Below are 22,476 nucleotides of genomic sequence, written 5' to 3'. Positions count from 1 at the left end.
AAACATGACCATTTCCTCACATTTGGCGGAGCTCGACAGCTTGAACAACGCAAACACCACAGCGGAAAAGATCGCTGAGCTCAAGAGGCGCCGCGCCGCGGCTGAAAAGCCCATGGGCGACAAGGCCATTGACAAGGTTCACGCCCAGGACCGCCTCACTGCGCGCGATCGCCTAGATTACCTCCTCGACGAGGGCTCCTTCGTCGAAACCGACATGCTAGCCACCCACCGCACCACGGACTTCGGCATGTCGAAGAAGAAGATCCCCACCGACGGCATCGTCACCGGCTGGGGCACCATCGATGGCCGCGAGGTCTGCATCTTCTCCCAGGATGGAACCGTCTTCGGCGGCGCCTTGGGCGAGGTCTACGGCGAGAAGATGGTGAAGATCATGGAGCTCGCCGTGACCACCGGCCGCCCGCTCATCGGACTCTACGAGGGCGCCGGCGCACGTATCCAGGATGGCGCCGTATCGCTGGACTGGATTGCCCAGACCTTCTACCAGAACATCAAGGCCTCCGGCGTCGTGCCGCAGATCTCCGTCATCATGGGCGCGTGTGCAGGCGGCAACGCCTACTCGCCGGCCCTGACGGACTTCGTCGTCATGGTGGACAAGAAGTCCAAGATGTTCGTCACCGGCCCAGATGTCATCAAGACCGTCACCGGCGAAGAGATCACCCAAGAAGAACTCGGCGGCGCCGCCGCCCACATGCTCGCCGCAGGTAACTCTCACTACACCGCCGCCTCCGATGAAGAGGCCCTCGACTGGGTCCACGACTTGGTGGGTTACCTTCCCTCCAACAACCGTCAGCGCGCCCCCTTTGAAGCCTTCGAGGAGCTGGGAGACGAGGCCGCGAGCGATCTGAGCCTGGATGAGATCATCCCTGACTCCCCCACCCAGCCCTACAACGTCAAGGAAGTCATCGAGGCCCTGACGGATGATGGCGAGTTCCTCGAGATTCAATCCGAGCGCGCCGAGAACGTCGTTGTCGCCTTCGGCCGCATCGAAGGCCAAAGCGTCGGCTTCGTGGCCAACCAGCCGCAGGTCTACGCCGGCTGCCTCGACATCGACTCCTCTGAGAAGGCCGCGCGCTTCATTCGCACCTGCGACGCCTTCAACATCCCCATCGTCTTGTTGGTTGACGTCCCGGGCTTCCTGCCCGGCGCCAGCCAGGAGCACTCGGGCATTTTGCGCCGCGGCGCCAAGCTGCTCTACGCCTACGGCGAGGCCACCGTCCCGAAGATCACCGTGACCATGCGCAAGGCCTACGGCGGAGCATATTGCGTCATGGGCTCCAAGGGCCTGGGCGCCGACGTCAACCTGGCATGGCCCACCGCACAGATCGCGGTCATGGGCGCGGCCGGAGCCGTCGGCTTCATCTACCGCAAGGAGCTCAAGCAGGCCCACGAGAAGGGCCTCGATGTCCAGGAGCTGGCCAAGTCCTTCGAGCGCGAGTACGAAGACCACATGCTCAACCCTTATAAGGCGGCCGAGCGCGGCCTTATCGATGCGGTCATCCTTCCCTCCGAGACCCGCAGCGCCATCACCCGCAACCTGCGCCTGTATGCCGACAAGAACGTTCCCCGTCCGGCCCGCAAGCACGGCAACATCCCGCTTTAAGGGGTGGGGTTGTAGAATTGGACCCCATGACTGATCTTAAGACCACTGCCGGCAAGATCGAGGACCTCGGCAACCGTCTGTCCGAGGCCCGCACCCCCATGGGCGCGGATATCGTCGAGGCCTTACATGCCGCAGGCCACCTCAGCGCACGCGAACGCGTCGAGAAGCTGGTTGATGAGGGCACTTTCGTGGAGATGGACGCGCTTGCCAGGCACCGCTCCACCGCCTTTGGCCGCGAGCATGACCGCCCCTATACCGATGGCATCGTCACCGGTTACGGCGTCGTCGACAAGCGCAAGGTATGCGTCTTTAGCCAGGATGCCACCGTCTTTGGCGGGACTCAGGGCGAGGTTTATGCCGAGAAGCTGACCAAGCTCTACGATCTGGCCCTCAAAACCGGTGTGCCCATCATTGGTCTCTACGATTCCACGGGCCCCCGCGTGCAGGAGGGCATTGCCACCCTGGCCGGCTATGCCCGCATCATGGCGCGTGTGACCGCCGCCTCGGGGCTTATCCCGCAGATTGGCGTCGTCCTCGGTGATACCGCTGGAATCGCAGCTTTTGCCCCCACGCTGAGTGATGTCCTCATTTTCACCGAAGGCGCAACGCTCCACCAGGCCGCAGGGCACGTGGCCGACGCAGACGTCGAAAGCTTCGGCGGTGCCGCGGTTCACGCCGCAGCAGGAACCGCACAGCTCGTCGCCACCGACGAGGAGGAGGCTTTGTCCCTCGCGCGTGACGTACTGTCTTTCCTGCCTGCCAACAACCGGGCGGAGGCTCCGCGGAGCGCGGCTGAGGTCGCCGCTGGGGCCATCGCCGATAACATCACTGAGCGCGACCGCGCCCTTGATGTCATCATCCCCGATGGCGCCGCGGAGGCCTACGACATGCGTGATGTCATCGCCACCGTTGTCGATGAGGGCTCTTTCTTTGAGCTTTCGGCGAGCACCGCGGAAAACATCCTCACCGGCTTTGCCCACATTGAGGGACGCGCCGTAGGCATCGTGGCCAATCAGCCTCTCGCACTCGCCGGTGCGCTCGATGCCGCCGCCGCGGAGAAAGCCGCTCGCTTCATCCGCACCTGCGACGCCTTTAACACCCCAGTCATCGAATTCGTCGACTCCCCTGGCTTCGTTCCCACCTCGGAGGAAGAAAAGGCCGGCCTAGTGCGTCGCGCCTCCAAGCTGGCCTTCGCCTTCGCGGAGACCACCGTGGGTACCCTCACCGTCATCACACGCAAAGCCATCGGTCCTGCCTATGTTTTCATGGGTTCCAAGGACCTCGGCGCGGACCTGGTTTATGCCTGGCCCACCGCCGAAATCGCCGTTACCCAGGCTTCGCAGGCCGCTTTGGCCATCTACGGCGAGGGCGCTAACCCTGATAATGAGGCTGAGCTGGCCGCTCAGTTCCTACATCCTTATGCCGCAGCAGAAAACGGCCTAGTGGACAACGTCATCGAGCCTTCTGCAACGCGCGGCTACCTCATCGAGGGGCTGCGCCTGCTTGAGCGCAAGGTCGTTGCCCAGCTGCCCAAGAAGCACGGCAATATCACCCTCTAAAAGGAGAAACCATGACCACCCCGGCCTTTAGCATCCTCAAGGGAAACCCTTCCGACTCCGAGGTTGCCGCGCTCACCGCCGTCTTGGCCCAGCTCTCCGCGCAGGCGCGCGCCCAGCAGGCTCAATCTGGCACCGGCGAGCGCAACATGTGGGGCCGTCTCGAGGAGCGCTACAACCCGCTGGGCGCCCAGGACATCTTCAACCCCGCCGCGTTCCGCAACGTCCGCTACTACTGATGCGCATTGTTCTAGCCTCCCAATCCCCTTCGCGCGCAGCCATCCTGCGGGCGGGCGGGGTTGAACCCGTTTTAGCCCCCGCCAACGTCGACGAACGCGCCATCGAGGCAGCGCTTGGTCCTGCTGCCCCAGAAGATATCGTCGCCGCGCTGGCGTGCGCCAAGGCCGAAAAGGTCGCCAGCTCCTACCCCGATGACCTCGTCATTGGCGGGGATTCCATGCTCCTCCTCGACGGCGAGCTACAGGGCAAACCTCTCACTGCCGAAGCTACCGTAGCGCGCTGGCAGGCCCAGGCTGGCCGCCGTGCCGAGCTACTGACGGGGCACTGCCTCATCGCCGACGGCCGCCGCCACGTCGAGACTTCCCGCACCGTCATTTACTTTGCGCAGGCAAGCGAGGATGATATCGCCGCCTACGCTGCGAGCGGGGAGCCACTGCAGTGCGCCGGCGCCTTTACGCTTGAGGCACTCGGTGGCTGGTTCATCGACCGCATCGAGGGCGATCCCTCCTCCGTCATCGGGCTTTCCCTGCCGGTAGTGCGCCGCGCCATCTACTCATCTGGATGGAATGTCAGCGACTTCTGGGCTCAGGCACAACAATAAGAGCCCTTGCACAAGCGCCTGCGTCGACTCTAGGTGCGATGCAGGCGCTAAACTGGGGCATCATGAAAATCAATGACATGTTGGCGCCCGAGCCTATAAAACTTCTCCAGGATCCTGGGGCCGATTCCACTGCGGATCTCGCCGCAGGAATTGTCTCCCACCCCGATTCCCCGCTGCTGTGGGCGCTGTTGGCGGAAGAAGAGCTGGCAGGCGTTCGCGCACAAGGTGCCGCACCGGCTGCCTATATCACCGCTTATGCCTACGCACGCACCGGCTATCACCGCAGCCTCGACCGCCTGCGCGGCAACGGTTGGAAGGGCTGGGGCCCAGTCCCCTTCGACCACGAGCCCAACCAGGGCGTCCTGCGCGCCATCGCCGCGCTCGCGCACGCCGCCCAGGCCATAGGAGAGCAGGACGAGTACGACCGCCTGCGCCAGATGCTTTCCGACGCCGACCCAGACTCCGTCGCCCGCCTCCTCGACTAGGGATTAAACCGGCTCTTTCGGTTTTAGAGTGCATGGTGGGAGTGACAGAAAAGAAGCAAGTCCCTTGTCGTTAAGGGTTTAGGTATGAATCTAGCCACAACCAACAAGGGGACTGTGTTCAGCCAAGTACTTCCAGACGCAATGAGAGTGCGCAGAGCCAGAAGAAGCAAGCCACCCGCTGGACTTTGCAACGCAAACGCCGGTTTGGTCGACTGGGTTTGTTTTCGGGGTGCGGGAAGTCGCCGTTAGGCGGTGTTGTCCTAACGGCTAGTGCGCGTGGGGTGGCTGCCAGACTACTGTCCCGCCGTCGCGGGTAAGGCGCCCGCGCCGTGGTGGCGCATTCGGATCATCCTCATTAACACCATTGTGATAGCTACACAAGGTCACCAGGTTGGCAACGTTAGTCTCCCCACCATGACTCCACGACGTGAGATGGTGAAACTGCCCCCGCTCTGCCGGGATGCTACAGCCCGGCCACGCACACGTGGGGTGTTCTGCTGCGAGCATCGTGCGCTGCTTGACCGAGGCGAAGCGGTCAAAGCGGTACAAGTCTACCGGCCCCTGCGCCCGACTTATCACCGTAATAAGACCCTCGTTAGCACAGGCACGCTCTACAAGCTGCGCGCCGGTGATAACAGCCCCACTGGTGGTGCGTATCATCACATCACCACCCTCGCGGCGTACAAGCTTCCCGTAGTCCTCCAACTGGAGGACTGCCATAGTCGTCACCCGAGTACGCGCAGCCGGGGCCGCGCCTGCCTTGCCGAGCATGCGGGCGATAAAACTTGTCCCTGGCCGCTTGTGGTCAATAGTCCGGAAAGCATCCGCCATATCCAGCCCATTGCCGGTCACTGTCAAGGTAGCTAGCCCGTTGGGGTGCTGGCGCAGCAGTGCGCGCTCGCAATACGTGCGGGGAACACGCATTTCACGCAACCGGCGCCTGGCTACCGCGGTAACATGCTCGCTGGAGGTGGCGCATAGCTCTACGCGCAGGTTCCACGCCGCCAGGCGCCCTTGAACGCGGCGGGCAAAGGATTCGATCTGGCGCAGGGTGCTCAGAGTGTGCCTGTTGCGCCGAGCAGAGTTAACGGCTAAGCGCTGCTTTGCTGTATAGGGAGTAGTACCAAAGTAGATGGTGTGCAGGCTTATAAGCTCGGCGGCATCCTGCGCGCTAGCCCCCATCTTTTCAAGGTCTGGCACAGATAGCCCCGAGCACTCAGCTACGAGGTCAACACCTCGGCTAAGTTGTGCGAAATACTCCTGCAAGCCCATGAGCGTCACGCTAAGGCACCGCCAAGCGGTGCGACAATCCCCAACCCGCACCCAGTAAGGAAACTGTGGATAACCCACCAGGCCCGGGGCGGTTATCCACAGACGGGCCGCCTCGCCAGAACTTGGCAGTGCAATAGCAAGGGCATTCGGCTTATCCTGAATGATCGGGCTCAAACGGAGGACAACCGACCAACAAAATCAATGCACTCTAAAACCAAAAGAGCCATTAAAGCTCACCACACCGCAGCGGTTTGCAAACCCCTAAAGAGCCCGCCGCTCCGCTATTGCCTTGGTGTACTGAACGCTGCGGACATTGGACACGAAGAACTCCAGAACGAGGCGTATCTGAATGACGTAGATAAAGAAGAACGCCGTTCCGAAGATGAGGTGTCCAAGCAGCGCCAAAACTATGGTAAACACACCATCACCCATGCCTGCAGCACCGAGGACGAGGGCAAGCAGGAATCCACCACACCAGCAGGCCACACCGATGAGGACGCACACGGTGTAGATCATCGAGGCGAAGTGCACGGTGATGAACGTGGTGAAGCGCATGTCAAAGAGAGCCTTGAAGAAGCCCTCGCGCTGCGGCTCGCTGTCCCCGCGCCCAAACTGTGCCGTCTGGCTTTGCGCGGGCTGCCATGCTTGGCCCTGCTGCTGAGGTTGGGGCTGCTGCGGCTGCTGCCAAGGCTGGCTCGGACCGGCTTGAGCTGCCGGTTGAGTTTGCCACGGGGAGGCCTGCTGCGACTGAGGCACCTGCTGCTGTGGCGCGGCCTGACCGAAGCCCTCGTTGGCGCCAGCTTCGTGCCGGTTTCCTTCTGACCACGGCGCTGAAAAGTTGTCGCTGGAGTTGTCGCCGTTGCTGGCGTCGCTGTTGCTTGCGTTATCCGGGGTAGTCATTGAAGAGAGAGTGCTTTCTTTCGCCTTAGGAGGCGAAGATAGAGGGAAAGTTAGGGAAATCTCAGAGAGATCTAAAACAGAGAAAAGGGCGGGAAGCCCTCAAAGAGGGTCCCCCCCGCCCTAGTTGCCGCCTCCGAAGCAATTAGTGGGAACGGCAGACACAAGCCATTTTAGACAGCCTGTGCCTCTACGCGTGCGATTGCCTCAGCAGCGACCTTTTCTTGAATGCCCATGTCCAATTCGGAGGTGAAGCCTACGCAGGAGCAGTTGATCTCTCCGAGCACGTAGGTGTCTTCCCCGTCTGGGCCATCCGCCAACATGAAGTCCGCGGTCCAGATGAGCGGAACGGTATCGGTATCCCCGAGCTTTTCCGCGATGACAGGGCGGGCGTCGGCGAAGAGCTCGAGCAGCTCAGGCCAGTCATCTGGGTGATCGTAGGTGTAGGTGGCGCCGGAGAACAAGGTGGCGGAGAAGGAATCCCCACCGGCGGCCGGCTTCTTATGAACTATGAAGACGGGCTCGTTGCCTACGAGCAGAATGCGAATCTCACCCTCTACGATGCGCGGCATGAAGCGCATGTCCACGAGCATGCCATTGTGGCCAATGATGTACTTGTCGCAGAAGTCCATGAACTCCCCGAGGGTGAAATCATGGGTCTTATTGTCCACGGCCTCGGTGCACTTGAGCTCGGTATCAAGAGGCAGAGCAGTACCCGGCGTTAGCGACTCAGCCAGCGCCTTATCGGCCAAACGTACGCGCCAGATTCCCTCACCTGTGGAGCCCCGGTTCTGCTTGAGCACGCGCTCCCCGTAGGACAAGGTAACGGGGAAGGTCTTGTGGAAGTCCTCAACATCGTAATAAGCGCGGGTGTCCTCCGGCACGAGGGAGGTGTCATTGAGCTTCACCAAGGCATCCTTGGCACCATAGGCCATCATGTCTGCGGGAGTGGACATTCCCACCAGGCCGGCCTCCGCCAGGTTGGTCAGAAGCTCGAAGTAGCCCTTCTCACCGCCCGGAATATTCCCGGGATTAACGCGAGAGATATAGCCGTCATAGTTCTCAGAAACTTCGCGGAAGATCTCCTCCGCGCGGTCCGGGTGGAAGTAGATTACTGTGGATTCCCAACCAGCATCCTTGATGGCGTTGACGATGGGAAGAGTGTCTTTGCGGTGGCCGTCTGGGCCTTTATCGGATCCGCCCTCGACTTCGAAGACGACGATTGCCTTGTGCACTTGTTAACTCCCTTTCATTAAGAGGGTCCGAGGAGATGTTCCCCGGTCATATCAGCCGGGGAGTGTCCTTCGATGGGACAGAGACCACCGAGTACTTTTCTAAAATTATCCTAAGAACCCCTTCCCGCCGAGCTATTAACCAAACTTTAACCCCGCAAGGATGTGATCTAGCTCGGCTTTTTCTTGATGCAAGCTACACCACATTTGCGGGCCCCGCGTGACCAATCGAGATCGATACAGGCTAGAGTTGGTGCAGAAACTCTTTTCCCCAAAAGACTTTTTTCTTAGAGCACGAACCCCGAAAACACACAGAAAGGCAGACGGAAAGTGGCTGAATTTGATCCGAATCCCCCTTTTCAAGAATATGCAAACCCGCAGCGGCTCGTGTCTGCGCCATGGCTGTCTGCACGCTTGGGCATTAAAGGTCTGCGAGTGATCGAGGTCGATGAGGATTCGCTCCTCTACGACATTGGCCACATCCCCACGGCCAGCCGCATCATTTTCCAAAAAGAATTGCTCGATCCGCTTACCCGCGACACCGTGGACGGGGAGGCCTTTGCCACTCTCATGCAGGCCAAGGGGATCAATCGGGAAGATACGGTGGTGCTCTACGGCGATAAGTCGAACTGGTGGGCAGCCTACGCACTGTGGGTCTTTGAGCTCTTCGGGCACCCAGATGTCCGTTTGCTCGACGGCGGGCGTGACGCGTGGATGATTGAGGAGCGCGATACCTCCTACATGGTCCCGGAGTTCACTGCTTCCGATTATCCCGTCGTAGAGCGCAATGATGCGGAGTTTAGGGCCTTCGTGGCGGAGGTACGCGAAACCTCTGCACACATAGTTGATACCCGCACCCCTGAGGAATACGCAGGCGAGGCCACCGTGGATTCTCCGCTGGGCAATTCCTCCTACGGCACCACCATGCGCCACGGCCACATCCCTGGCGCCAGCAACCTCGAGTGGGATCGCGCGGTCTACCCCAATGCCTGCTTCCGCAGCGCCGATGAACTGCGCGTGAACTACGGTTCCCTCGAACCGGCCAAGGAGACCATCCTCTACTCTCACGTGGGAGCGCAGGCCGCGCACTCTTGGTTCGTGCTCAAGCACCTGCTCGGCTTCGATGACGTCCGCACTTATGACGGCTCTTGGGCAGAGTGGGGCAACATGGTCCGCATGCCGATAGAGAAGTAGGTCACCGTGGCGTAACACCACGGCCTGTCGCGACGAAAAACAGTTAAGACCCCGGCGGTAACACGCCGGTGATTCCCGCATCATCGCTGGTGCGGGATTATTTCTGACACAAAACTGGAACCTGACGGTTTTCTCATGTTTTTGTGTGCAAGAATAGTGGGCAGTCCAATTCAAGATTAATCAGGAGGGTTCCTGCCGTGGCAGTTGAAACCAAGAAGATCACCAAGGTACTTATCGCTAACCGTGGTGAGATCGCAGTTCGCGTGATCCGCGCCGCGCGCGACGCTGGCATTGCCTCCGTCGCCGTCTATGCGGAGCCGGATAAAGACGCATCATTCGTATCCTTGGCCGATGAGGCCTTTGCTCTTGGCGGAAACACCTCCGCCGAGTCCTACCTGGTCTTCGACAAGATCCTCGACGCCGCAGCTAAGTCCGGCGCCAATGCCATTCACCCCGGCTACGGATTCTTGTCTGAAAACGCCGACTTTGCCCAAGCCGTCATCGACGCTGGGCTCATCTGGATCGGCCCCTCCCCCGAATCCATCCGCGACCTCGGAGACAAGGTCACCGCCCGCCACATCGCCGAGCGCGCCAACGCCCCGATGGCCCCTGGCACCAAGGACCCCGTCGCAGACGCGGCCGAGGTCGAGGCCTTCGCGGCCGCCAATGGTCTACCCATCGCCATCAAGGCCGCTTTCGGCGGCGGCGGACGCGGAATGAAGGTCGCCTACGAGGCCTCCGAGATCCCCGAGCTCTTCGAGTCCGCCACCCGTGAGGCCACCGCGGCTTTCGGCCGTGGAGAGTGCTTCGTTGAGCGCTACCTGGATAAGGCGCGCCACGTCGAGGCCCAGGTCTTGGCGGATCACCACGGCAACGTGGTCGTCGTCGGCACGCGTGACTGCTCCCTGCAGCGCCGCTTCCAGAAGCTGGTGGAGGAGGCCCCTGCTCCCTTCCTGAGTGATGAGCAGCGCGAGGCCATCCATGATTCCGCCAAGCGCATCTGCCGCGAGGCCGGCTACTACGGCGCCGGCACCGTCGAGTACCTCGTTGGCTCCGACGGGCTCATCTCCTTCCTCGAGGTCAATACCCGCCTCCAGGTTGAGCACCCTGTCTCCGAGGAGACCACCGGCCTCGACCTCGTTCTCGAGCAGTTCAAGATCGCCGAGGGCCAAGAGCTGTCCTTCCACGAAGATCCCACCCCGCGTGGACACGCCTTCGAGTTCCGCATCAACGGCGAGGACCCTGCTGCTGGCTTCATGCCCTCCCCCGGCACCGTGGTCACCTACTCGGAGCCTGCAGGCCCCGGCGTTCGCGTGGATTCCGGCGTGCGTCAGGGCTCTGTCATCGGCGGCCAGTTCGATTCCATGCTGGCAAAGCTCATCGTGTGGGGCCCGGACCGCGAGTCCGCTCTGCACCGCGCTGCCCGCGCTCTTTCTGAGTACAAGGTCGAGGGCCTGCCCACGGTCATCCCCTTCCACCGCGCTATCGTCGAAGATCCTGCTTTCGGCGAAGATTTCCAGATCTACACCAAGTGGATCGAGGAGGAATGGAAGAACGAGCTTCCTCCCTACACCGATGATGCCGAGGCTGAGGACGAGGAGCAGGTCCCCTCGCAGAAGTATGTCGTCGAGGTCGATGGTCGCCGCATTGAGGTCGCACTGCCTGCAAGCATGACCCTCGGTGGAGGCGCAGCACCGCGCAAGAATTCCAAGAAGCGCCGTGGCTCTGGCTCCAAGGCTGCCGTCTCCGGTGATACCGTGGCCGCGCCCATGCAGGGCACCGTCATCAAGGTCAACGTGGAAGAGGGCCAAGAGGTCGCCGAGGGCGACATCGTGGTTGTTCTCGAGGCCATGAAGATGGAGAACCCTGTCAAGGCTCACAAGGCCGGAATCGTCACCGGCCTCGTGGTCGAGACTGGTGGTCAGATCAACAAGGGCATCGCCATGCTGGAGATCAAGTAGACCCCAGCTCGACAAAGCACTCCGAGGGCTGGTGGGAACTGGCCCTCGGGTAGCGTGGTGTCTATGACTGCCAACGACACCGAATACTCAGTCCGCCTCGCCCGCGAGGAGGACCGTACATATCTCTCGCGCCTGCTTTTCCTCGCCGATGTTCTTGGAGACGAGGAAGCCAATATCGGGGACTTCCACACCGGCGACGTCGGCCTTTACGTGGAACAGTGGTCTCCTTTGGTAGATGGCGGGGTTCTCGCAGTCTCCTCCCACAACGTACCCATGGGTGGCTCGTGGCTGCGCTACTACACCGGCGTCGACAAGGGCGCCGCCTACCTAGGCAGCCACAGCGCGGACCCACATGATGAAGATCTGTGGGCAACGGAGTTTGACCCAGAAGAAATACCCGAGCTGTGCATCGCGGTCGAGCACCGCTACCGCCGACTAGGAATCGGCCGCACCCTTCTGCGCAACGCCTGCGATCTCGCCCGCGCTCAGCAGGCGCCAGGCATTGCCCTGTGGGTCGATGAGAATAACCAGGGCGCACGCTCCCTTTATGAGGCCGAGGGCTTTGAAGCCGTCGATGTCCCCGGGGAGGATCCAGGTATCATGTTCAAGCGCTTCTGGCCGGTGGCTTAAGCCAGATAAGCTTCAGCAGCGCTTTCTAGAACAAGCTGCACTTTCAGATAACACGAAAGGCGGTGCTTTAACCCTCCATTGCTGGGAGGTTAAAGCACCGCCTTTGTGCTGTGGCTGCTACTTGATGACGGCGATGAGGTCTCCGCCCTCTACCTTCGTAGCCTGGCCGATGGCCACGCGGTCAACAACTCCGTCCTTCGGCGCAGAGATGGAAGCCTCCATCTTCATGGCCTCAATGACGGCGACTTGGTCTCCGGCCTTAACCTTGTCGCCCGCGGCAACGGTGGCATTGACAACTCCGGCAAACGGTGCCGCAACATGACCCTCGTTGGAGGGATCGGCCTTTTCCACGGTGGCGACGGTGGATTCGACGTTGTTGTCGCGGACCTTGAGCGGGCGTACCTGACCGTTGACGTTGAGCACCACGTTGCGCATGCCCTTGGCATCCGGCTCGCCCACGGCATCGAGGCGAACAACCATGGCGTTGAGATCGCTGCGGTCGGTGGAATCCTTGGGGAAGAAGTGAATAACCTTTTCTTCACCCTCAGTCAGGCCGTAGAAGAAGTCGGCGTCCGTGAGCGCCTCGGTGTTGCCGAACTTGCGGCGGAACTCCTTGAACTCCTCCCACTGCTTCGGGAACAGCAGGCGGTTGAGTGCCTCACGGCGCTCGGTGGAGTTGTCAGAGTCGAGGTGCTTTGCCTCCTCCTCTGGGATCTCGGTGAGCTTCGCACCGGTCTGGGCGCGGCCGTCCAAGATCTTATCCCGCAGCGGCGGCCAGCCACCGGGAGGGGTGCCCAGCTCGCCGTGTAGGAAGGCGATGACGGAATCCGGGATGTCGTACTTCGTGGGATTAGCCTCGAAGTCCGCAGGATCAACGCCTGTACCAACCAGGTGTAGCGCCAAGTCCCCGACCACCTTGGAAGATGGGGTCACCTTGGTGGGACGGCCCAGCATCTCGTTGACGGCGGCGTAGTTGTTCTCAATGACCTCGAAGCGATCAGACAAGCCGAGCGCAACCGCTTGGGCACGAAGATTGGAGAGCTGGCCGCCGGGAATCTCGTGCTTGTACACGCGGCCGGTGGGGCCGGGAATGCCGTTCTCGAAGGGAGCGTAGAGCTGACGGACGGCCTCCCAGTAAGGCTCCAGATCGGAGACTGCCTGCAGGTCTAGCCCGGTATCGCGCGTGGAGTTCGAGAACGCCGCAACGAGGGCAGACAGCGAAGGCTGCGAGGTGGTGCCCGCCAAAGGAGCGGAGGCACCGTCGACGGCGTCGGCCCCAGACAATGCAGCGGCGTAGTAGGTAGCCATCTGCCCGCCTGCGGTGTCGTGCGTGTGCACGTGGACCGGAAGGTCGAATTCCTTACGCAGCGCCATGACGAGCTTGGAGGCAGCCTCTGGGCGCAGTAGTCCCGCCATGTCCTTGATGGCCAACACATGGGCGCCGGACTCGACGATCTGCTCTGCCAAGTGGAGGTAGTAGTCCAAGGTGTAGAGCTTCTCATTCGGCGAAACCATGTCCCCGGAGTAGGCCATGGCGACCTCGGCAACGGTGGTATTGGTCTCCAGCACGGCCTCGATGGCCGGGCGCATCTGAGATACTTCATTGAGTGCATCGAAGATACGGAAGACATCGACGCCGGACTTGACGGCCTCTTCAACGAAGCCGCGGCAGACGGAATCCGGGTAGGGGGTATAACCCACGGTATTGCGCCCGCGCAGCAGCATCTGAATGTTCTGGTTGGGCATGGCCTCGCGCAGCAGGTCGAGGCGAACCCAGGGATCCTCGTGGAGAAAGCGCATGGCTACGTCATAGGTGGCGCCGCCCCAGGCCTCGACGGAGAAAAGGTTCGGGGTCAGCCGCGCCACGGCCTCGGCCGCGGAGACCAGGGCGGTGCCTCGCACGCGGGTCGCAAGCAGGGACTGGTGCGCGTCACGGAAGGTGGTATCGGTGACGGCGAGGGCATCCTGCTTGCGAATCTTCTCCGCCCACTTCTGCGGGCCGAGCTCAAGCAGGTCATCGCGCGAGCCGCGCGGCAAAGGCTGTCCGTGATCCAGCTTGGGGAGCTTGTCAAAGGGACGCAGGGAAGTTGGGCGCTTGCCGTTGGGCTTGTTCACCGTGACATCGGCGATGTAATCGAGGATGCGTCCAGACTCATCGACCGCCGGGGGCGCCTTGAGCAGCTCAGGGTGGTCCGTGATGAAGCCGGTGTCAACGCGCTTGGCGGTGAAGTCCGGCTCACGCAGAAGCGCACGCAGGAAGCCGATGTTGGTGGCCACGCCAGAGACCGTGAACTCGTTGAGCGCGCGCTGGGCACGCGCGACGGCCTGTGCGAAGGTGGCGCCACGGCAGGTCATCTTGACGAGCAAGGAGTCGAAGTTCGGGGAGATTTCCGCTCCCACGGACGTTGCTCCGTCGAGGCGCACACCCGCGCCGCCCGGCGAGCGATAAGAGGTCAGCGTTCCCGTATCGGGGCGGAAGCCGTTGTTCGGGTCCTCGGTGGTGATGCGGCACTGCAGCGCGAAACCATTGATGTGGATCTTGTCCTGGCTCAGGCCAAGATCCGCCAGGGAAGCGCCGGCGGCGATCTGCATCTGGGATTTAACGATGTCGACGCCGGTGATTTCCTCGGTCACGGTGTGCTCAACCTGCACGCGCGGGTTCATCTCGATGAATACGTGGTTGCCACGCTCATCCACCAAGAACTCCACGGTGCCGGCACCCTCGTAGTTGATGTACTTACAGAACTTCACCGCATCCTCGCAGATGCGATCCCGCAGCTGCGGGTCCAGGCTCGGCGCCGGAGCAATCTCGACGACCTTTTGGTGGCGACGCTGCACGGAGCAATCGCGCTCGAAAAGGTGAATGACGTTGCCCTGCGAGTCCGCGAGGATCTGCACCTCGATGTGCTGGGGCTTGATCACCGCAGTCTCAAGGTAGACCGCACCATCACCGAAGGCTGCCTCGGCCTCGCGGGAGGCCTCAGCTGCCTTCTCCTTGAGCTGCTCGGGGCTTTCGACGAAGCGCATACCTCGTCCGCCGCCGCCGGCCACGGCCTTGACGAATACGGGGAAGGTGAAGTCCTTGGCGTACTCGACAAGCTTGTCGACGTCCTCAGAAGGCTCAGAATCCTGCAACGTAGGCAGGCCGGCCTTCTGCGCTGCGGACACCGCAGCAGCCTTATCACCGGTGAGATCGAGCGTTGAGGGGCTGGGGCCGATGAACTTGATGCCTGCCTCTTCGCAGGCGCGGGCTAGGTCAGCACGCTCGGAGAGGAAGCCATAGCCTGGGTAGATGGCGTCAGCTCCGGACTTCTTGGCGGCACGGATAATCTCATCGATGTCGAGATATGCCTTGACTGGCTGCCCCTCGGTACCAATGCGGACTGCCTCATCAGCAAAAGCGCGGTGAAAAGAATTTCGATCCTCGCGGGGGTAGACGGCCACTGTTTTAGCACCGGTCTCGAACGCGGCACGGAAAGCACGAACGGCGATCTCGCCACGGTTGGCTACGAGAATCTTGTTGAACGATGGAAGCGCGGTTTGAGCCACTTCTTTATGTTCCTTTCAATAACGGGTAATTGCCTCTGATGTTGGGGGAGTTATGGCACCACTAGCAATGAGCCCTCACGGGTGATCCGCATCTCACATTAGTGGGCGCGAACCTAAATATCCACAGGTTTGGGATGCGGATTCTGCCACATTAGGGCCTAAATTGAGAGCAATCGCGTCCCAAGGCACCCTGGACGCAGGTGAAGAACTCTTGTCATATTGCAAATACTGCAAAGAAAAGAGGTGCGAAGAAGTCTCCTCCCTCGCACCCCCAATCCCGGGTTGCCGCCTTAGAAAGACTTAGGCGGAACCGAGCGCTGCGGCTCGCCAATGTAAGCCGAGAGCGGGCGAATGAGGGAGTTGCTCTCATTCTGCTCGACGATGTGAGCGGTCCAACCGGTGATGCGGGACATCACAAAGATCGGAGTGAAGAACTCGATGGGGAAGCCCAGGATGTAATAGGCCGGGCCAGCCGGGAAGTCCAGGTTGGGGCGAATCTTGATGGAGGTGTTGTCATACATCGTCTGAGACATGATGTCATACATCTCCACCCACTTTTCCTGGCCATGCTTGGCTGCCAGCTCACGGAAAGCAGCTTCCATGGTGGGAACGCGGGAGTCACCCTTCTTGTACACGCGGTGACCGAAGCCCATGACGAGGTCCTTGTTCGCCAGCTTGTTCTTGGTCCACTCCTCCGCCTTGGCGGGGTCTCCCACCTCGATGAAGTTGTGCATGACAGCCTCGTTGGCGCCGCCGTGCAGCGGGCCCTTCAGCGCGCCGATGGCGCCAACAACGGCGGAGTAGGTATCCGACATCGTAGAGGTGATAACGCGCGCCGCGAAGGTCGAAGCATTGAAGGAGTGCTCAGCATAAAGGATGAGGGACTTGTCAAAGGCCTCGATGTCGGCACGGTTGGTGGCCGGGGAGCCTTCCTCCTCACCAAATACCATCCACAGGAAGTTCTCGGCAAAGCCCTTCTTGCGGGAAGGCTCGATGTAGGCCTCGCCGCGGCGACGGCGAATATCCAGGGCGATGATGGTCGGAATCTTCGCCATCAGCTCGAGAGCGGTGCGACGAATGTGCTCGGAGTCCTTGGTGTACTCCTCGGGGTCCTGGGCGCCAATGAAGGAGATGGCGGTGCGCAACACATCCATGGGGTGGCACGACAGCGGCATAGACATGATGAGGTCGATGAGGTGGCGGTCGAGGTGGCGCAGCGTCTTCTCGCGGGCGGAGAAGCGGGTGAGCTCGGCGGACTCGGGCAGGTCGCCATTCCACAACAGGTAGGCCACCTCCTCGAAGGAGCAGTAGCGGGCGAGTTCTTGGACAGGGTATCCGCGGTAGGTCAGCGAGTTGGTCTCAGGAACGACCTTGGACACTGCGGTTTCGTCGACGACGACGCCGTAGAGGCCCTTACGGATTTCTGGTTGCTCTGGGGTGGTGGACATGGTGAAGCTCCTTCAAGTTTGGCTTTCAGGGTTAGGGGGGAGGTGGGAAGAATGCAGGGAAAGGGAGGCGACTTAGTCGAAGGTGGGCTTGTAGGAGTCCTTCGAGTAGGTAAATACTTCTTGGTCAAAAGCGTTGTACTCGTTGTAGCGAACGAGCTCGTAGAGGCGTGAGCGGTGCTGCATGCGGTCAAGCCAGTCGCTTTGGATGCCGGTTTCTTGCAGGTCGCGCAGGAAGTCCTCGGTGGCGCCCATGGCAACACGGAAAGTGGAAACCGGCCAGATGACTGCGTTATAGCCCAGGTCTTCGAGCTGGCGGGCGGAGAGCAGCTCGGTCTTGCCAAACTCCGTCATATTCGCCAGCAGAGGGGTGTCAACAGCGGCGCGGAAGGCCTCGAAGTCCTCCGGGCGGTAGAGAGCCTCGGTGAAGATGAGGTCGGCCCCGGCATCGGCATAGGCCTTCGCGCGTTCGATGGCATCGTCGATGCCGTTGACGCCGGCTGCATCCGTGCGTGCACAGATGATGAAGTTCTCATCGCGGCGCTCGTTCGCGGCGGCGGTGATGCGGCGGACCATGAGGTCTACCGGCACGACTTCCTTGCCATCGAGGTGGCCACAGCGCTTGGGGTTTACCTGGTCCTCAAGGTGGCAGCCGGACAGTCCTGCGTCCTCGAGTGCGGCGATGGTGCGCGCGGCGGACATGGGTTCGCCGAAGCCAGTGTCGGCGTCGACAAGCACGGGCAAATCGGTGACACGGGCAATCTGACCAGCGCGGGTGGCCACCTCGGTCAGGGTGGTCATACCGATGTCCGGCAGGCCCAGATCATTGGCCAAGACGGCACCGGAGATGTAGACGCCGCCGAAGCCGCCGATGTCCTGGATAAGACGGGCAGACAAGGGGTTGAAAGCACCAGGCAGGGTGGTGATGCCAGGACCTTCGAGCGCGGCACGGAAGTCCGCGCGCTTTTGGGCGTTGGTCTTAAGAGATCCAAACAGGCCGGCCATTTAGAACACTCCCTTCGGGGTATGCGGTGCGGAAGCAAGGTTTTCTTCAGTGACGCGAACGTTGAGCTCACGCAGGTCCTGGAGGTTTTCCAGGTTCTGGGCGGCGGCGAGGAAGCGATCCTGCTCCTCGGGGGCGACGATGCCCTCCGCCAGGGTGCGGAACTTCTCGATGTACTGCTCGCGTCCAAAGGGACGGGCGCCGAGCGGGTGCGCATCGGCCACGGCCATCTCATCCTCGATGACGGTGCCATCGCGGAAGGTGATGACGGCGCGGGCGCCGAAGGCCTTTTCCGCCGGATCCTGCGAGTGATAACGCCGGGTCCACTCAGGGTCCTCCACCGTGGAGATCTTGTGCCAGAGCTCAATCGTCTCGGGGTGGTGTGCACGCTCAGGGGAGTAGGACTTGACGTGGTGCCAGCCCCCATCCTCTAGAGCGACGGCGAAGATGTACATGATGGAGTGGTCCAGGGTCTCGCGCGAAGCGTCCGGATCCATCTTCTGGGGATCGTTGGCACCGGTGCCGATGACGTAGTGGGTGTGGTGCGAGGTATGCAGGACGATGGACTCGATTTCGGAGGTCGGGCGTCCGGCATCCGCCAGCGTCTTCTTCATCCGGCGAGCCAGGTCGATGGGCGCCTGGGACTGGTACTCCGCGGAGTGCTCCTTGGTATAAGTCTCCAGGATGGCGCGCTTTTCCTCGCCGGGGCCGGGCAGCGGGACGGTGTAGGTGCGGTCCGGGGAGTGCAGCATCCAAGCGATGAACCCGTCCTCGCCTTCCCAGATGGGGGCAGGGGCACCCTCGCCGCGCATCGCACGGTCAGCGGCCTCGATGGCCATCTTGCCCGCGAAGGAGGGCGCATAGGCCTTCCAGGAGGAGATGAGGCCCTTACGGGACTGACGGGTGGCGGTGGTGGTGTGCAGCGCCTGTCCAATGGCCTGGTAGATGGTGTCAACGTCGAGGTCGAGCATGGTTCCCAGTCCGGCAGCCACGGAGGGTCCGAGGTGCGCGACGTGGTCGATCTTCCACTCGTGCAGGCAGATACCCTTGACCAGGTTGACCTGGATTTCATATCCGGTGGCCACACCACGGATGAGGTCTTGCCCACTCAGGCCCTTGTGCTGGGCGACGGCGAGGATCGGCGGGATGTTATCCCCCGGGTGAGAGTACTCGGCGGCCAGGAAGGTGTCGTGGAAGTCGAGCTCGCGCACTGCGGTGCCGTTGGCCAAGGCTGCCCACTCCGCGGAGTAGGTGCCGTCGATGCCGACGACGTTGGCGCCGCCTTCAGAAACAGGGTGAGCCTGCGCCATAACGCGGGCGGAGGTCACGGGACGACGCGCAACCGAGGCCACGGCGACGGCAGCGTTGTCGATGATGCGGTTGATGATCATCTCCGCCGTATCCTGCGGAACGGCTACCGAATCGGCGGCTACCTGAGCAATCTTATAAGCCAGGTGCTCTTCAATGGGGAAATCCTCGGCGGACTTGTGGGTACGTACTTCGTGGTTGATCACGGCCGGTGGTGCTCCTTCATCTTGATGCCTCGTCGTGCGGGGCCCGGTATGAAACGAATATTCAGCATTGCTAAGCGCTAATGCGTTGTCGGTCACATTAGTCAGTTGCGTGTGCTGGGAACCATAGGTAAGGTTTGCGTAAACTAGCGGCATGAAAACGCGGATCTTGCGTAATCTGTAAAAATGGCTGCTAATGGCCGGTTTTTCAAAGGAGACAAACGTGAGCAAACTCTATGCGGGGGCAAGAATCCACGCGCTGCGCAAAGCCCGGAATCTCACCCAAGTCGCCATGGCCAAGCAACTTGATCTGTCCACGAGTTACCTCAATCAGCTAGAAAATGATCAACGCCCCCTTACCGCGACGGTGCTCATGCAACTCTCGCGGCGCTTCGACCTCGACCCCGCCTACTTCTCCCCCGACCGCGATCTCCACGCCATAGCAGAACTGCGCACTCTCTTCCCCGCGGCTGCCGAGGACACCCTCTCCGACCTGGCATCGCGGTTCCCCGAGCTCATCCCCCGGCTCGTCGAGGTGGCAGGACACGCCCCTGCCACGCCGGCGGTCAGCCCCTCAGAGCTGGTCCGTGACTTCTTCTACGAGGCTGGCAACTACATCCACGACTTGGACGTCCTCGGCGAGGATCTGGCCCAGCACACCGGCGATAAGATCCTGCGCCTGACCCGGCTATCCAACGAGCTCGACCAGCAATTCGGGGTGCGCGTGCGCTTTGGTCACCGCACCTCTGGAGCGCGGCGCGAGTTCCACCCCGATAGACGCGAGCTGAGCCTGCGCGCTGGGCTCAGTGACGCTCAGCTCTGCTTCGAAATGGCCCTCCAATACTGCCTGCTGGCCTATCCGCACGTCCTAGAGAACCTTGTCTCGGAGCTGCCCACGGATGCCGCCAAGAAGCTGGCCACCTATGGGCTAGCCCAGTACTTCGCTGCCGCTGTGACCATGCCCTACCGCCAGTTTCTCGCCGCCGCGGAAGACACGCGTTACGACATCGACCGCGTCGCCAGCATCTTTGGAACAGGCTTTGAAACCACCGCCCAGCGCCTGACCACCCTGCAGCGCCCCGGCACGCGCGGGGTGCCTTTCTTCTTCATCCGCACCGACCGCGCTGGCAATATCTCCAAGCGCCAATCCGCCACCGGCTTTCACTTCTCGCGCTCGGGTGGCTCGTGTCCCCTCTGGGTGGTTCACCGCGCTTTCGAGACCCCCAACCGCATCACCCGGCAGGTGGCCACCATGCCGGATGGGCGCACCTACCTGTGGATAGCCCGCCACGTACAGGGCGAGGCCAAGCGTTTTGGCACCCCCCGCAAGGAATTCGCGGTGGGGCTGGGCTGCGACATTTCCCAGGCACACCGGCTGGTCTACTCGGATGCGCTCAACCTCTCACCCTCCGCCGCCACTCCCATCGGCCCCGGCTGCATTTCCTGCCCGCGGGAAAACTGCGCACAGCGTGCGTTTCCGCAGGCCGGCAGCAACCAGGCGCCCGATCTTAACTTCAGCATCGGCATTCAGTAGTTACCTACCGTGCCGGGGCTGCGCACAACCGTTCTAAAGCTATGCCGCGCATGTCTGGGCACAATGCTTAATTAAAAGGGCTCCGTAGATTATGTTGCGGAGCACTCTCTATCACTCACGGCTGTCCTCCCCTTTTCCCCTATCCACCGGCTCCCCCTAGCCGGCGGCACGGGGAGGGCAGCCCTGAATTGTCTACTCCTCCCCCCCTATTCGCGCTTGTTATTCGTACCTATAGTTCTTGCTTACTCAAGGTCATCGTGGGCAACGAGGCGGCGAGCGGCCTCCGTAATCGTGCCCGAAAGCGAGGGGTAGACCGCGAAAGAATCCGCCAGCTGATTAACAGTGAGCTGGTTGGTCACCGCCACGGCGATGGGCAAGATGAGCTCAGAGGCGGTCGGCGCCACGATAACTCCGCCGATAATTCGGCCCGAGGTCTGACGGCAAAATAGTTTGACAAAGCCGTGCTTCAGCGAGCGCATCTTGGCGCGCGGGTTCGTCGCCAGCGGCATGGTGATGGTCCGAGCTGCAATATCGCCGTTTTCGATCTCCGCCTGCGAATAGCCTACGGCGGCGATCTCGGGGCGAGTAAACACAGCGGTGGCAACAGTCTTCAGACGCAGCGGGGACACGCCCTCCCCCAAGGAGTGGTACATGGCGATGCGCCCCTGCATAGCTGCCACAGAAGCCAGCGGGAAGAGATCGGAGCAATCACCTGCAGCATAAATGCCGGCGATGTTGGTGCGTGATACGCGGTCGACGTGAATATGGCCGGACTTCACCGTCTCTACCCCGACGTTGTCCAAGCCAAGGTTCTTGGTATTGGGCACAGAGCCGATGGACATAATCGCGTGGGAGCCGGTAATTTCACGCCCATCCTGAGTCTTGACCAGCACTCCGCCGTCTGCGGTTCGAGTGACTGACTCGACGCGGCAATTCTTCTCTAGCTCCACGCCGCGCTCGGCGAGGACGGTCTCGAGCACATCTGCGGCATCAGCATCGTCGTGGGGAAGAATACGGTCCCGAGAAGCAACCATGGTGACCTTCACGCCCATCTCAGCAAAGGCGGAGACGAACTCCGCGCCGGTCACGCCGGAACCGACCACGATGAGGTGCTCGGGAATCTCCGGCAAGGCATAAACCTGCTGCCAGGTCAGAATGCGCTCACCATCCGGCTGCGCACCGGGCAAGATGCGCGGGGTGGCGCCAGTGGCGATGAGGACTAGGTCAGCATCGAGGACCTCCTCGTGCCCGTCCGAGTTGTGAACTGCGACGACCTTGTGCCCACCAAAGTGCTGGGATTGCTGGTCCTGCGGGAAATAGCCGCGGCCGTCGATGACGCGAGCGCCCAGCTCGCCCATGCGATCACGGATGTCGGAGGACTGCCGCTGCGCCAGAGCTTGCACGCGCTCATTAAGGGCTGTGAAGGAGAGCTCGGCTTTACCAATGTGCTCGTTGAGGCCCATGGCCTCCGCACGGCGAAGGTCTGTCTTGATATTCGCGCCGGCGATGAATGACTTCGAAGGAACACAATCGAGGATGACCCCGGAGCCTCCCATGTCTTGATCCTCAATGATCGTTATATCAGCGCCGTATTTTGCGCCCGCATGGGCCGCCTCATAGCCCGCGGGGCCGCCGCCGATGATGACGATGCGTTTGGTCTGGTTAGACACGGAGTAGCTCCTTTTTATGTACCACATTAAAAGTCCTAACAGAGTTTAACGCTTAGGACGCAAAACCACCTATCG

Annotated in this window: 17 protein-coding genes; 9 read left to right on the top strand and 8 right to left on the bottom strand. The window is 61.4% G+C overall.

From position 1 onward, the window contains the following. Positions 1–4 precede the first annotated feature (4 nt). From F4V60_RS02875 to F4V60_RS02855, 5 genes are all read left to right on the top strand, one after another. Complete coding sequence (locus F4V60_RS02875) at positions 5–1,621, top strand: acyl-CoA carboxylase subunit beta (RefSeq protein ID WP_075729249.1); 1,617 nt, start codon at positions 5–7, stop codon at positions 1,619–1,621. A gap of 26 nt (positions 1,622–1,647) precedes the next feature. Continuing rightward, positions 1,648–3,180 (top strand): acyl-CoA carboxylase subunit beta, encoded by a 1,533-nt coding sequence (locus F4V60_RS02870; protein ID WP_075729248.1) that lies wholly within the window; start codon positions 1,648–1,650, stop codon positions 3,178–3,180. Positions 3,181–3,191: 11 nt separating this feature from the next. Then, the gene (locus F4V60_RS02865; protein WP_075729247.1) at positions 3,192–3,416 is read left to right on the top strand and encodes an acyl-CoA carboxylase subunit epsilon; all 225 of its coding nucleotides are present in this window, start codon (positions 3,192–3,194) and stop codon (positions 3,414–3,416) included. Then, the gene (locus F4V60_RS02860; RefSeq protein ID WP_075729246.1) at positions 3,416–4,018 is read left to right on the top strand and encodes a Maf family protein; all 603 of its coding nucleotides are present in this window, start codon (positions 3,416–3,418) and stop codon (positions 4,016–4,018) included. Before F4V60_RS02865 ends, F4V60_RS02860 begins: the two co-directional genes overlap by 1 nt. 62 nt (positions 4,019–4,080) lie before the next feature. Next, positions 4,081–4,503, top strand: coding sequence for a DUF3151 domain-containing protein (locus tag F4V60_RS02855; protein WP_075731002.1), 423 nt, complete (start codon positions 4,081–4,083; stop codon positions 4,501–4,503). Between the two features lie 267 nt (positions 4,504–4,770). On the opposite strand, the gene F4V60_RS02850 is transcribed toward F4V60_RS02855, so the two are convergent. From F4V60_RS02850 to F4V60_RS02840, 3 genes are all read right to left on the bottom strand, one after another. Next, the gene (locus F4V60_RS02850) at positions 4,771–5,775 is read right to left on the bottom strand and encodes an HNH endonuclease signature motif containing protein (RefSeq protein ID WP_075731000.1); all 1,005 of its coding nucleotides are present in this window, start codon (positions 5,773–5,775) and stop codon (positions 4,771–4,773) included. Between the two features lie 261 nt (positions 5,776–6,036). Continuing rightward, complete coding sequence (locus tag F4V60_RS02845; RefSeq protein ID WP_075729245.1) at positions 6,037–6,675, bottom strand: DUF4282 domain-containing protein; 639 nt, start codon at positions 6,673–6,675, stop codon at positions 6,037–6,039. 170 nt (positions 6,676–6,845) lie between these two features. Continuing rightward, complete coding sequence (locus tag F4V60_RS02840; protein WP_075729244.1) at positions 6,846–7,907, bottom strand: Cj0069 family protein; 1,062 nt, start codon at positions 7,905–7,907, stop codon at positions 6,846–6,848. Between the two features lie 327 nt (positions 7,908–8,234). On the opposite strand from F4V60_RS02840, the gene F4V60_RS02835 reads away from it, so the two are divergent. The 3 genes from F4V60_RS02835 to F4V60_RS02825 all read left to right on the top strand — a co-directional run bounded on the left by F4V60_RS02835 (position 8,235) and on the right by F4V60_RS02825 (position 11,689). Beyond that, positions 8,235–9,098, top strand: a complete 864-nt coding sequence (locus tag F4V60_RS02835) for a sulfurtransferase (protein WP_075729243.1) — start codon at positions 8,235–8,237, stop codon at positions 9,096–9,098. A gap of 197 nt (positions 9,099–9,295) precedes the next feature. Beyond that, positions 9,296–11,059: an acetyl-CoA carboxylase biotin carboxylase subunit gene (locus F4V60_RS02830; RefSeq protein ID WP_075729242.1), complete on the top strand. Its 1,764-nt coding sequence runs from the start codon at positions 9,296–9,298 to the stop codon at positions 11,057–11,059. A gap of 63 nt (positions 11,060–11,122) precedes the next feature. After that, positions 11,123–11,689, top strand: a complete 567-nt coding sequence (locus F4V60_RS02825; RefSeq protein WP_075729241.1) for a GNAT family N-acetyltransferase — start codon at positions 11,123–11,125, stop codon at positions 11,687–11,689. A gap of 117 nt (positions 11,690–11,806) precedes the next feature. On the opposite strand, the gene F4V60_RS02820 is transcribed toward F4V60_RS02825, so the two are convergent. From F4V60_RS02820 to prpD, 4 genes are all read right to left on the bottom strand, one after another. After that, positions 11,807–15,238: a pyruvate carboxylase gene (locus F4V60_RS02820; RefSeq protein ID WP_075729240.1), complete on the bottom strand. Its 3,432-nt coding sequence runs from the start codon at positions 15,236–15,238 to the stop codon at positions 11,807–11,809. A gap of 290 nt (positions 15,239–15,528) precedes the next feature. Further along, the gene (locus F4V60_RS02815) at positions 15,529–16,686 is read right to left on the bottom strand and encodes a bifunctional 2-methylcitrate synthase/citrate synthase (protein ID WP_141255981.1); all 1,158 of its coding nucleotides are present in this window, start codon (positions 16,684–16,686) and stop codon (positions 15,529–15,531) included. A gap of 72 nt (positions 16,687–16,758) precedes the next feature. Beyond that, on the bottom strand, positions 16,759–17,688 hold the full coding sequence (prpB, locus tag F4V60_RS02810) for a methylisocitrate lyase (RefSeq protein ID WP_075729238.1): 930 nt from the start codon (positions 17,686–17,688) through the stop codon (positions 16,759–16,761). Next, positions 17,689–19,200, bottom strand: coding sequence for a 2-methylcitrate dehydratase PrpD (gene prpD, locus F4V60_RS02805; protein WP_075729237.1), 1,512 nt, complete (start codon positions 19,198–19,200; stop codon positions 17,689–17,691). A gap of 220 nt (positions 19,201–19,420) precedes the next feature. Between prpD and F4V60_RS02800 the strand changes: the two genes are divergently transcribed. Next, positions 19,421–20,731 carry a short-chain fatty acyl-CoA regulator family protein gene (locus F4V60_RS02800; protein ID WP_075729236.1) on the top strand — a complete coding sequence of 437 codons (1,311 nt, stop codon included), beginning with the start codon at positions 19,421–19,423 and terminating at the stop codon, positions 20,729–20,731. 242 nt (positions 20,732–20,973) lie between these two features. On the opposite strand, the gene F4V60_RS02795 is transcribed toward F4V60_RS02800, so the two are convergent. Further along, entirely contained in the window at positions 20,974–22,428 is a 1,455-nt protein-coding gene (locus F4V60_RS02795) for an NAD(P)H-quinone dehydrogenase (protein ID WP_174775538.1), read from the bottom strand. Between the last annotated feature and the right edge of the window lie 48 nt (positions 22,429–22,476).

This window comes from Corynebacterium flavescens (genome assembly GCF_008693105.1).
GTDB classification, from domain to species: Bacteria; Actinomycetota; Actinomycetes; order Mycobacteriales; family Mycobacteriaceae; genus Corynebacterium; species Corynebacterium flavescens.
Note: the sequence above shows the minus strand (reverse complement) of the source record. Positions and strands in the feature narration are given on the sequence as shown.

What these genes read in the sequence shown, in the direction of transcription:
- F4V60_RS02870 (WP_075729248.1), top strand. Translation starts at nt 1,648, where the DNA reads ATGACTGATCTTAAGACCACTGCCGGCAAGATCGAGGACCTCGGCAAC.
- F4V60_RS02825 (WP_075729241.1), top strand. Translation starts at nt 11,123, where the DNA reads ATGACTGCCAACGACACCGAATACTCAGTCCGCCTCGCCCGCGAGGAG.
- F4V60_RS02845 (WP_075729245.1), bottom strand. Translation starts at nt 6,675, where the DNA reads ATGACTACCCCGGATAACGCAAGCAACAGCGACGCCAGCAACGGCGAC.
- F4V60_RS02850 (WP_075731000.1), bottom strand. Translation starts at nt 5,775, where the DNA reads ATGGGCTTGCAGGAGTATTTCGCACAACTTAGCCGAGGTGTTGACCTC.
- prpB (WP_075729238.1), bottom strand. Translation starts at nt 17,688, where the DNA reads ATGGCCGGCCTGTTTGGATCTCTTAAGACCAACGCCCAAAAGCGCGCG.
- F4V60_RS02875 (WP_075729249.1), top strand. Translation starts at nt 5, where the DNA reads ATGACCATTTCCTCACATTTGGCGGAGCTCGACAGCTTGAACAACGCA.
- F4V60_RS02855 (WP_075731002.1), top strand. Translation starts at nt 4,081, where the DNA reads ATGAAAATCAATGACATGTTGGCGCCCGAGCCTATAAAACTTCTCCAG.
- F4V60_RS02865 (WP_075729247.1), top strand. Translation starts at nt 3,192, where the DNA reads ATGACCACCCCGGCCTTTAGCATCCTCAAGGGAAACCCTTCCGACTCC.
- F4V60_RS02815 (WP_141255981.1), bottom strand. Translation starts at nt 16,686, where the DNA reads ATGTCCACCACCCCAGAGCAACCAGAAATCCGTAAGGGCCTCTACGGC.
- F4V60_RS02795 (WP_174775538.1), bottom strand. Translation starts at nt 22,428, where the DNA reads ATGTGGTACATAAAAAGGAGCTACTCCGTGTCTAACCAGACCAAACGC.
- F4V60_RS02860 (WP_075729246.1), top strand. Translation starts at nt 3,416, where the DNA reads ATGCGCATTGTTCTAGCCTCCCAATCCCCTTCGCGCGCAGCCATCCTG.